Source organism: Brotaphodocola sp. (assembly GCF_983179755.1).
Genome location: NZ_CFAHBC010000053.1, coordinates 1 through 10,405 on the forward strand (window position 1 = coordinate 1; position 10,405 = coordinate 10,405).

9 protein-coding genes are annotated in these 10,405 nt (G+C 50.3%); all 9 read left to right on the forward strand.

The features are described 5' to 3' along the window. The first annotated feature begins 92 nt into the window (after positions 1 to 92). On the forward strand, positions 93 to 1,049 hold the full coding sequence (locus AC4EVX_RS12335) for a P1 family peptidase (protein WP_490160303.1): 957 nt from the start codon (positions 93 to 95) through the stop codon (positions 1,047 to 1,049). A 121-nt stretch (positions 1,050 to 1,170) separates the two neighbouring features. Continuing rightward, entirely contained in the window at positions 1,171 to 1,455 is a 285-nt protein-coding gene (gene yabP / locus AC4EVX_RS12340) for a sporulation protein YabP (RefSeq protein ID WP_177978414.1), read from the forward strand. Further along, a complete protein-coding gene (yabQ, locus tag AC4EVX_RS12345; RefSeq protein WP_177978415.1) occupies positions 1,452 to 1,850 on the forward strand; it encodes a spore cortex biosynthesis protein YabQ in 399 nt (132 codons plus the stop codon). The genes yabP and yabQ overlap by 4 nt, the downstream gene beginning before the upstream one ends. A gap of 4 nt (positions 1,851 to 1,854) precedes the next feature. Beyond that, positions 1,855 to 2,181 carry a septum formation initiator family protein gene (locus AC4EVX_RS12350; RefSeq protein WP_177978416.1) on the forward strand — a complete coding sequence of 109 codons (327 nt, stop codon included), beginning with the start codon at positions 1,855 to 1,857 and terminating at the stop codon, positions 2,179 to 2,181. Between the two features lie 54 nt (positions 2,182 to 2,235). Then, the gene (locus AC4EVX_RS12355) at positions 2,236 to 3,639 is read left to right on the forward strand and encodes a SpoIIE family protein phosphatase (RefSeq protein WP_490160304.1); all 1,404 of its coding nucleotides are present in this window, start codon (positions 2,236 to 2,238) and stop codon (positions 3,637 to 3,639) included. Between the two features lie 207 nt (positions 3,640 to 3,846). Then, positions 3,847 to 5,325 carry a tRNA lysidine(34) synthetase TilS gene (gene tilS, locus AC4EVX_RS12360; RefSeq protein ID WP_490160305.1) on the forward strand — a complete coding sequence of 493 codons (1,479 nt, stop codon included), beginning with the start codon at positions 3,847 to 3,849 and terminating at the stop codon, positions 5,323 to 5,325. Position 5,326: 1 nt separating this feature from the next. Further along, the gene (gene hpt, locus AC4EVX_RS12365) at positions 5,327 to 5,851 is read left to right on the forward strand and encodes a hypoxanthine phosphoribosyltransferase (protein WP_177978418.1); all 525 of its coding nucleotides are present in this window, start codon (positions 5,327 to 5,329) and stop codon (positions 5,849 to 5,851) included. 33 nt (positions 5,852 to 5,884) lie between these two features. Then, positions 5,885 to 7,726: an ATP-dependent zinc metalloprotease FtsH gene (gene ftsH, locus AC4EVX_RS12370; protein WP_490160306.1), complete on the forward strand. Its 1,842-nt coding sequence runs from the start codon at positions 5,885 to 5,887 to the stop codon at positions 7,724 to 7,726. A gap of 433 nt (positions 7,727 to 8,159) precedes the next feature. Next, complete coding sequence (locus AC4EVX_RS12375) at positions 8,160 to 10,229, forward strand: alpha amylase N-terminal ig-like domain-containing protein (RefSeq protein WP_177978420.1); 2,070 nt, start codon at positions 8,160 to 8,162, stop codon at positions 10,227 to 10,229. Positions 10,230 to 10,405 lie beyond the last annotated feature (176 nt).

Below are 10,405 nucleotides of genomic sequence, written 5' to 3' on the forward strand. Positions count from 1 at the left end.
GTACGCACGGTGGTGTGAGAGGACGGCGGTTAGTCACCGCCTCCTACTCGATTTTCACAGAAAAATAAAAACGAAAGAAGAGGGAAAACATTATGAAGTTGAGTTCTTTGGTAAAAGAGATTCCGATCACAGAAATGCAGGGACTTCGGATTGGAAATGCACAGGATTTTGAGGCGATGACCGGAGTCACGGTTCTGATATTTGATGAGGGCGCAAAAGTGGGAACGGACATCAGCGGAGGCGGTCCGGCGTCGAGAGAGACTCCTCTGACTTCCCCGATCACGGCGGACAATCCGATCAATGCGATTGTGCTGTCGGGAGGCTCTGCATTTGGTCTCTCTGCAAGCGACGGAGTCATGCAGTATCTCGAGGAGCATGAGATCGGATATGAGACTGGATTTGCAAAAGTTCCGCTCGTCTGTCAGTCGTGCATCTACGATCTCGGAATCGGACGTTCTGATATTCGCCCGACTGCGAAGATGGGATATGAGGCATGTGAGAATGCAGAACTCAACCAGCCAAAGAGCGGAATCATCGGTGGCGGAACCGGAGCAAGCGTTGGAAAAATCTACGGAAGAGAGTATGCAACGAAGACGGGAATCGGAATCTGTGCGGTTCAGATCGGAGAGCTTCAGGTCGGTGCAATCGTTGTGCTCAATGCGCTCGGAGACATTTTTGATCCGTCGACCGGGGAGAAGGTTGCAGGTCCGAAACTGCCGGGAATCGAGGGATTTGCGGACAGCAGAGAACAGCTCTACAAGCTCAGCGTGAAGACCGATCTGTTCTCAGGAAAAGGCGGAAATACGACAATCGGTGCGATTGTCACAAACGGCGATTTTTCCAAGGCAGAGCTCAACAAGATTGCGTCAATGACGCGCTGTGGCTATGCGCGCTGCATCAACCCGGTCGGCACGATGGCGGACGGAGACTCGATCTATGCGGCATCGATCGGCAAGGTTTCGGCAGATTTAAACATGGTGGGAACTCTGTCTGCGGAAGTCATGGAGCAGGCGATTTTGACAGCAGTGAAAGAGTCCGCAAAGAATTAAGGAGTCATAAAAATCTAAATCTGCAAAGCCTTTTTCAGATCGAAGCATCGATGAAACGAAAAGAGTACTGTGAAAAACGATTTTCCCATATACTGAAATCAGGAAAAGGAGATCTGCTGTCATGGAAGAAAAGAAGGAAATCCGCTCTCACTCCTGCCTGATGTCGAATCGAAACAGTGTGGCGCTGACCGGGGTGAGGGAGGTTGTCTCGTTTGACGAGAATCAGGTAATTATGGATACAGACCTCGGTCTTTTGACAATAAAGGGGAAAGATCTGCACGTAAGTCGGCTGACGGTGGAAAAAGGAGAAGTTGATGTCGATGGGACGGTCGATCAGCTCATTTACTCCTCGAATGAGGCTTACCGGAAAGAGGGGCAGTCTCTTCTCGCCCGCCTTTTCCGATGAGTTGGATTTGGGAGAGAAGTGCAGGGCAGATCGGCACACTGTTTAGCGAAGCTGTTTTTCATGAGACACATGCATGCTGGCACAGTCTGGTTGTCGGAGTTGTGCTGATGATGGTCTATGACATTTTTCGGCTCGTTCGCCTTCTTGTGAAGCACCGCGCATGGCTGATCGGGGTGGAGGATGTAATTTACTGGGTGTTTGCGTCATTTACCGTGTTCGGACTTTTCTATCTTGAGAATGACGGAGCCCTCCGCTTTTACATGATCGGAGCTGTGATTTTTGGGATGATTTTGTATGATCGAATGGTCAGTACAAATTTTTTTAGAGTATTGAAAAAGGCTGGGAGATGCTTTAGAATAAAGATACGAAAAAAAACACAGAAACAGAGCAGGTGATGAAATGGGCAGGCGGAAGCGTGTGCGCAAAAAGAAAAAAGATCGGTGGAGCAATCGCCTTGCGATCATCGGAATCACCGTGGTTGTGGCGAGTCTGGCTTTTGCAGTAAATGTAAAAAGCACCTCGATGAAGAAAAAGGATCTGGAATATCAGGTAAAGGAAGCATCTCTGATCAAACAGAAAACACAAGAGGAAGAACGGGCGAAAGAACTCGAAGCATACCGGGTTTATGTACAGACCAAACAGTATATTGAGCAGGTTGCAAAAGAAAAACTGGGTCTTGTCAATCCGGATGAGATTCTTTTGAAACCATCTGAGAAAAAAGAGTAACAGGGCATAGAATCCTCTCCTGTCACATATAATGTGGCTTAGGAGGGGATTTTTGTGTGGAAACGGGAACGACGCCGGGATATGGCGGATGTGAATATTTATACGGCGGGAAGGCTGAGCGGAATGGCGCGTTCTCTGGGTTTGTTGGCGCGTTCCTGTCTGGATGGCATAGAGGGAGAAAAGGGGCTGACGAGGGAGGATGCCCAAAGCGCAATGCAGATGGCACGGGCGATGGTGTGCGGGGATTGCAGTCGCTGTAATCTTTACAGCAGCAGCGAGAAGTCGGATAGCTATTATCTCTACTACCTGCTTCATGCGTTTGAACAGAAAGGTCAGGTCGATGAGGAGGACATGCCCAGACTTTTTCTTGAGGCATGCCGGAGAAAAGAGGATTACATGGCACAGCTGAACCGAAATTTGGGGCGGGCATCGATGAATCTTGAGTGGAAAAATCGTTTTCTTGAGAGCCGTGACACGGTTATGGTACAGTTTCGGGAGCTTGCGGTGATTCTCGATGAGTTTGCTCACCAGATGGAGAGGGCAACGGATGTGACGCAGGCGAAGGAGGAGACAGTTCGCAGGAAGTTTCACCTTCACCGGATCGCTGTGGAAAATATGCTTCTTCTCGAGTATGAGAATCACCAGAGGGAGGCATATCTGACGGTTCATGCGCTCGGGAGGCGCTGTGTCACGGCAAAGGAGGCGGCGGAACTGTTCGGTGAGGTTGTCGGCGGAAACTGGTACGCCCCGCCGGATACGAGGACGCTGATCAATCGACAGAGTGCATCGATCCGGTTTGCAGAGTCAGGGCAGTACCAGATGCGGTACGGGACTGCGCGGATTCCAAAGAGCGGGGAGAGTGTCTGCGGGGACAATTACGTCTGGTCGGAGCAGGTACCTGGTCAGGTGATTTTGGGACTCTCCGACGGGATGGGGAGTGGAACGAGTGCGAGTCAGGAGAGCGGAAAGATTGTCGAGCTGATTGGGCAGTTGTTGGAGACGGGATTTTCTGCCCGCGCTTCGATGAAGATGGCAAACACGGTTCTGCTCTTGACAGGCAGACAACAGCATCCGGCGACGATTGATCTTGCCTGTGTCGATCTGCATAATGGAGTGCTTGAGGCGATGAAAATGGGAGCGGTTGCGACGTTTGTGCTCAGCGATGGCAAGGCAGAGATCCTTGAGGCGGGTGAGCTTCCCGCCGGGGTTCTGCCGGGAGCTGAGCCGTCCCTGCTCTCGCGAAAACTCTGGGATGGAGATCGAATTGTGATGATGACGGACGGGGTGTTGGAGGCCTGTCCGGGTGTATACAAAGAACAGTGTATGCAGGGTTTTCTCGAGGAGGTTTCCGCAAAAAGCCCGCAGGATCTGGCCGAGCGGATTCTTGACTTTGCGAGCCAGGACGGAGGACGGGACGACATGACAGTGTTTGTCGCGGGAATCTGGAAAAAGCGCTGAAAGAAAAAGCAGATAAAGAAAAAGCAGATAAAGAAAAAGCGATCAGACAGCATATCGTTTGAGATGTGTGTCCGATCGTTTTTTTTGCAAAGTTTTTTGCAAAATTGGAGATTTTTTGTATAATGAGGGTTGCATATGATTGGATATTAAGTGAAAATTGGAGATTTATTTTGAGGAGACATCAAGAAAGAGGAGAACAGTTCAGTTATGAAAAATAAGGTGATTCGGTTTATCAGAGAGACTCATATGCTGAAACCGGGGGATCGGGTGATTGTGGCAGTGTCGGGAGGGGCAGATTCGATCTGTCTTCTTTCGATTCTCGATCAACTTCGCGCGGTGATTCCGGTTTCTCTTCGTGTGATTCATGTCCACCACGGTCTGAGAGGAATTGAGGCAGATCGCGATGAGGCGTGGGTGCAGGAAGTCTGCGGGCGTATGGAGATCCCGTTTTTTTCGGTTCATCGGGATGTGCGCACCTATGCCGGGGAACATGGAATGTCGGAGGAGGAGGCAGGACGTGTTCTGCGCTATGAGGCATTTGAGCAGATGGCAAGAGAGTGGGATGAGGAGAGTTGCAAACTTCATTTGCTTGAAAACCCTGCAAAAATAGCGCTTGCCCATCACCAGGAGGATCAGGCGGAGACGATTCTTCACCACCTACTTCGAGGAAGCGGGCTTCGCGGGTTGTCCGGCATGCATCCGGTTCAGGGACGCAGAATTCGTCCGCTCCTGTGCGCAGGGCGCGAGGAGATTCGCGAGTACTTGAAGAGCCAGAAACTTTTCTGGTGTGAGGACTCGACAAATGAGTCCGGCGATTACACTCGCAACCGGATTCGCAGGGAACTGCTTCCGCTGATGGAGAGTCTCGTGAATACGCGGGCGCAGGAGAATCTTTTGCATGCGGGAGAGCTGTTTGAACAGGCGGATGAGTATCTGGAACAGCAGGCATTTGTTATCTGGGAACATGCCGGAATGGAGAATGCAGAGGGCGAGGAGGATGCGCCCACTGGTGCAGTTGCAGGAATCGCGCTTGACGCATTTCGGGGAGAAGCGCCGATCATCCGCTCCTATCTGATTCGGCTTTTGCTCGACCACGCGCAGCCGGGATGGAAGGACATCACGAGACGCCATTTTGACGGTCTTGATCATCTCGCATTCGGCTCAGTTGGGGGCAGTGCGGATCTTCCGGGAGATCTGCGCGCGCAGACCGGATACCATTATCTCTGGATCTGTAAGACAGACAAAAACGGCGAGAGAGAAGCAACAGAAAAGGGAAAATCAGGGGAAAACAAAGACAAAAGTGAGGAGATTTCCGAGGAGAAAAATCTGGAAGAAAAGAAACTTCCGACCCTGCAAATGCGGATTTTTCCACATGAAAAAGGTGCTGAATTTCCGAAAAACCTGTATACGAAATGGTTTGATTATGATAAAATTAAAAGTGCACTTTCGGTACGTTTCCGTGAAGAGGGTGATTATCTGAGTATTCCGGGCGGAAAGCGAAAGGCGATAACCCGATACATGATCGATGAGAAGATTCCGAGGCATCTGCGCGATCAGATTCCGCTTCTTGCTGAGGGCAGTCATGTGCTCTGGGTGATTGGGTACCGAATCAGTGAATATTATAAGATTACGGATGATACAAAAACGGTATTAGAGGTAATGGGAATATTGGACGGAGGAGAATGAAATGGAAGATAAGATTCGTGTTCTTTTGACAGAAGAAGAGGTTAATAAGAGAATCAGTGAAGTGGCAGAGCAGATCAGCAGGGATTATGAGGGCAAGAGCCTTCATCTGATTTGTGTACTCAAGGGTGGAGTATTCTTTACCTGTGAGCTTGCAAAACGTCTGACTGTTCCGGTATCTCTCGACTTCATGTCGGTTTCCAGCTACGGTGACGACACCAAGTCAAGCGGAGTTGTCCGTATTGTAAAGGATCTTGATGAACCGCTTGCAGGCAAGGAGGTTCTGATTGTCGAGGATATCATTGATTCCGGACGCACGCTGTCCTACCTGATTGAGGTGCTCAAGCAGAGAGGACCGAAGAGCATTCATCTGTGCACCCTTCTCGATAAGCCGGAGCGCCGTGTGAAGAAACAGGTTAAGGTTGATTACACCTGCTTTACAATTCCGGACGAGTTCGTTGTAGGATACGGACTGGATTATGCTCAGAAATACCGCAATCTGCCGTTTATCGGTGTGGTGGAACAGTAGTAAGACGGTATAGGTATAAGGAGGACTTGATAAGTGAAACAACAGACGTATCGAGGCACCGGGCTTCTGGTGCTCTTACTGCTGATTGCAGCTTTGTTTTTGATTCGTCTGCCGGGACAGAATGAGCAGGGAGAGCTGAGCAGTCAGCAGTTTGAGCAGGTTCTTGACGGTGGCGGAGTCCAGATGCTTGTGATTCATCAGAATGAACAGGTTCCGACGGGACGTGTTCAGATGCAGACAAGCGATGGAAGACAGTATGAGACCTATGTCTCCGATGTGAAGAAGACCGAGGAGATGCTTCAGGAAAAGGGAATTGATTTCACAATTCAGAATGTCTCTCAGAGCAGTTACTGGATGAGCGTGATCTTCCCGGTTGTGTTGTCGGTCGGCGGAGTTGCACTGATCATCTTTATGATGAATATGCGCGCCGGAGCCGGTGGCGGTGGAACGAATGCCAAGATGATGAATTTTGGAAAGAGCCGTGCACGGATGACACACAACAGCAATGTGACATTCAAGAATGTTGCAGGTCTTCAGGAAGAGAAGGAAGACCTCGAGGAGATGGTGGATTTCCTGAGAAACCCGCAGAAGTACACCGGAGTTGGAGCGAGAATTCCGAAAGGTGTGATCCTTGTGGGACCTCCTGGAACCGGTAAGACTCTGCTTGCGAAGGCAGTTGCAGGAGAGGCGGGCGTTCCGTTCTTCTCGATTTCCGGTTCTGACTTTGTGGAGATGTTTGTCGGTGTCGGTGCTTCCCGTGTCCGCGACCTGTTTGAGGATGCAAAGAAAAATGCTCCGTGTATCGTTTTTATCGATGAGATCGATGCCGTTGCACGTCGGAGAGGAACCGGTATGGGCGGTGGTCATGATGAGAGAGAACAGACACTCAATCAGCTCCTTGTTGAGATGGATGGTTTCGGTGTCAATGAGGGCATTATCGTGATGGCGGCGACGAACCGTGTGGATATTCTTGATCCGGCAATTCTTCGTCCGGGTCGTTTTGACCGCAAGGTCGCAGTCGGTCGCCCGGATGTGAAGGGACGCGAGGAGATCCTCATGGTTCATTCCAGAGAGAAACCGCTCGCTGAGGATGTGGATTTACAGCGTGTCGCTCGGACAACTTCCGGATTTACCGGAGCAGATCTTGAGAACCTGATGAATGAGGCGGCAATCCTTGCAGCTCGCGAGAACCGCAGTTACATCCGCCAGAGTGATATTGACCGTTCCTTCGTAAAAGTCGGAATCGGTGCAGAGAAGAAGAGCCGTGTGATCTCCGACAGGGAAAAGAAAATCACGGCTTACCACGAGTCAGGTCATGCGATCCTCTTCCATATTCTTCCGGATGTCGGACCGGTGCACACCGTCTCGATCATTCCGACCGGAGTTGGGGCAGCGGGTTACACAATGCCTCTGCCGGGGGACGATGAGATGTTCAACACAAAGGGCAAGATGCTTCAGGATATCATGGTGTCCCTTGGCGGACGAATCGCCGAAGAGATCATTTTCAAGGATGTGACGACCGGAGCTTCCCAGGATATCAAGCATGCGACGAAGATCGCGCGCGCGATGGTGACTCAGTACGGTATGTCCGACAGGATCGGTATGATCGATTACGGAACCGATGACGATGAGGTGTTTATCGGACGAGATCTCGCTCATACGAGAAGTTATGGTGAGGGTGTTGCCACTGAGATCGATGAGGAAGTAAAGCGAATCATCGACGAGTGTTATCAGAAGGCAAAAGAGATTATTTTGGAATACCGCGATGTTCTGGATAGTTCCAGTGCCCTGCTGATCGAGAGGGAGAAGATCGGTCAGGAAGAGTTTGAGGCACTGTTTGAAAATCGGAAAGTCAACCTGAGCAAGGAAAGCTAAGAGATTAGGAGATTTGAGAGGGGAGAGCACGTTAAGTCGCAAGAGAGTGAGATGAGACGACAGAACTAGACAACATGTACAAAAAAAGTTGTAAAATTTGTGCATGTTTGTGCACACTTCGGATGAGGTTTATGGTACTATAATTAGCGTAAACCCCCCAATACATTATATAGTTTTTTGCTACACCCCATAAGAAACGAAATACCTTCTCCTGAAAGAGCCAGCTACCCCGCTGGCTCTTTCGCATTTCTGGATTTTTATTTTACGTTCATCATGTTGTCGTGATTCTGGAGTTTCTTTTTAAAAATTTCCCCGTGTACAGAAAACAGAGCGATCCTGTTTTTGAGTTTGGAAAAAGAGTTGTAAGTTTTCAGATAATTGTATACAATAATAGAAGATATAGTTAAAAAAAGATTGAAAGAGAAGTAGAGCAATGATGGCAAAAGAAAAACGAATTAACAGACGAGCATTGTTTGCAGATGAGACACAGGATTATCGGATTCCGGAGGAACCAGATTCCGGGGAGATGACAGAACTGCGATTTCGGACGGGAGCGGGCGAGGCACAGCAGGTATTCTGTGTGGTGATGGAGACCGGCGAGCGTCTGGAAATGAAAAAAGTGGCTTCGGATGGACGGTTTGATTTCTTTCAGACGACGATGAGAGTCGGGGACGATGCCATTCATTATTGCTTTTTTGTGCAGGGTGAGGGAGACTCCTGCTTTTTTGGGCGACTCGGGGCGTCAAAGCATGCAGAACTCTGTGGACCGTTTGTGATTACTCCCGGCTTTCATACGCCGGAGTGGGCAAAGGGTGCGGTGATGTACCAGATTTTTGTGGATCGCTTCTGCAATGGAGATCCGGACAACGATGTGAAGGAGCGGGAGTACGTCTATATCGGGCGTCCGGTTCACAAGGTTGAGAACTGGGAGCAGAATCCGTCGACGATGGATGTCGGCTGTTTCTACGGCGGAGATTTGGCGGGGGTTTGTGAAAAACTCGATTATCTTCAGTACCTCGGTGTCGAGGTCATTTACTTCAACCCGCTCTTTGTCTCTCCGTCCAATCACAAGTATGACAGTCAGGACTATGAGCACATTGATCCGCATTACGGAGTCATTGTGAAGGATGGCGGGGAGGTTGTCGCAGAGAATGCGGTTTCCAATGAGGAAGCAACCTGCTATCAGAGACGCAGCGCCGATCCGGCAAATCTGACGGCAAGTGATCAGCTGTTTGCGGATCTCGTGAAGGAGATGCACGAGCGCGGGATGCGAGTGATTATCGACGGTGTGTTCAACCACTGTGGTTCGTTTAACAAGTGGCTCGATAGGGAGAAAATCTATCTGCATCAGGGCGGATATGAGGCGGGTGCTTATCTGAGCGAGAAGAGCCCTTACCGCAGTTTCTTTCATTTCAATAATGAAAACGCAAATGCATGGCCGGACAATGGAAGCTATGACGGCTGGTGGGGACATGACACGCTCCCGAAGCTCAATTATGAGGAGTCTCCGAAACTGTATGAGTATGTGATGAAGATTGCGCGCAGATGGGTCTCAGAGCCGTTCTGCGTCGATGGATGGCGTCTTGATGTGGCGGCAGACCTCGGTCACAGCAGTGAGTTCAATCACAAGTTCTGGAAGGATTTTCGTGCAAATGTAAAGCTGGCAAATCCGGAGGCGGTGATTCTTGCGGAGCACTACGGAGATCCGAGCAGTTGGCTTCAGGGCGATGAGTGGGATACGATCATGAACTATGATGCGTTCATGGAGCCGTTGACGTGGTTTCTGACTGGAATGGAGAAGCACAGCGACAGCTCAAACAGCGCGCTCTACGGGGACGGGGAGAGCTTTTTCCGCTCGATGCACTATCACATGAGCCGGATGCAGGGACAGTCGGTGATGACGGCGATGAACCAGCTCTCGAATCACGATCACAGCCGTTTTCTGACGAGAACGAACCAGATGGTCGGACGAATCGGAACGATGGGTGCGGAGATGGCATCGATCGGCGTGAATTACGGAGTCTTCCGCGAGGCGGTTATCGTTCAGATGACATGGCCGGGAGCGCCGACGCTGTACTATGGAGATGAGACCGGAGTCTGCGGGTGGACCGACCCGGATAACCGCAGAACCTATCCATGGGGACATGAGGATTTTGAGCTGATTGAGTTTCATCGATATATGATTGACCTGCACAAACGCCTTCCGGCGCTTCGCAGAGGTTCGGTCAAGGAGCTGCTTGCGGATCGCCAGCTGATCGCCTACGGGCGGATGCGCGGGGAGAACAGGTGCGTGATTGTGATCAATAACCGCAGAGACAGCCGTGTTGTTCATGTGCCGGTTTGGGAGCTTGGAATCTCGGATCAGGAGACATTGACGAGAATGATGCTCTCGCATGCGCAGGGCTACAATGCCGGACAGATCGCCTATCACGCGGAGGATGGCGTGCTGACGCTTGAGCTTCCGGCGAGCAGTGGAATTCTGCTGACGACAGGGCGGTATTGAGATTCGGAAGGAATGGCAAATGAAATCAGAGTGGTTATGTTAAAAAATTTGAAAAAACACTTGATTTTTTGAAAAATCCATGATATGATTTTACTCGCTTGTTAAGGTCAGTATGGATGGGTTCCCGAGTGGCCAAAGGGGGCAGACTGTAAATCTGTTAGCTGTGCTTTCGGTGG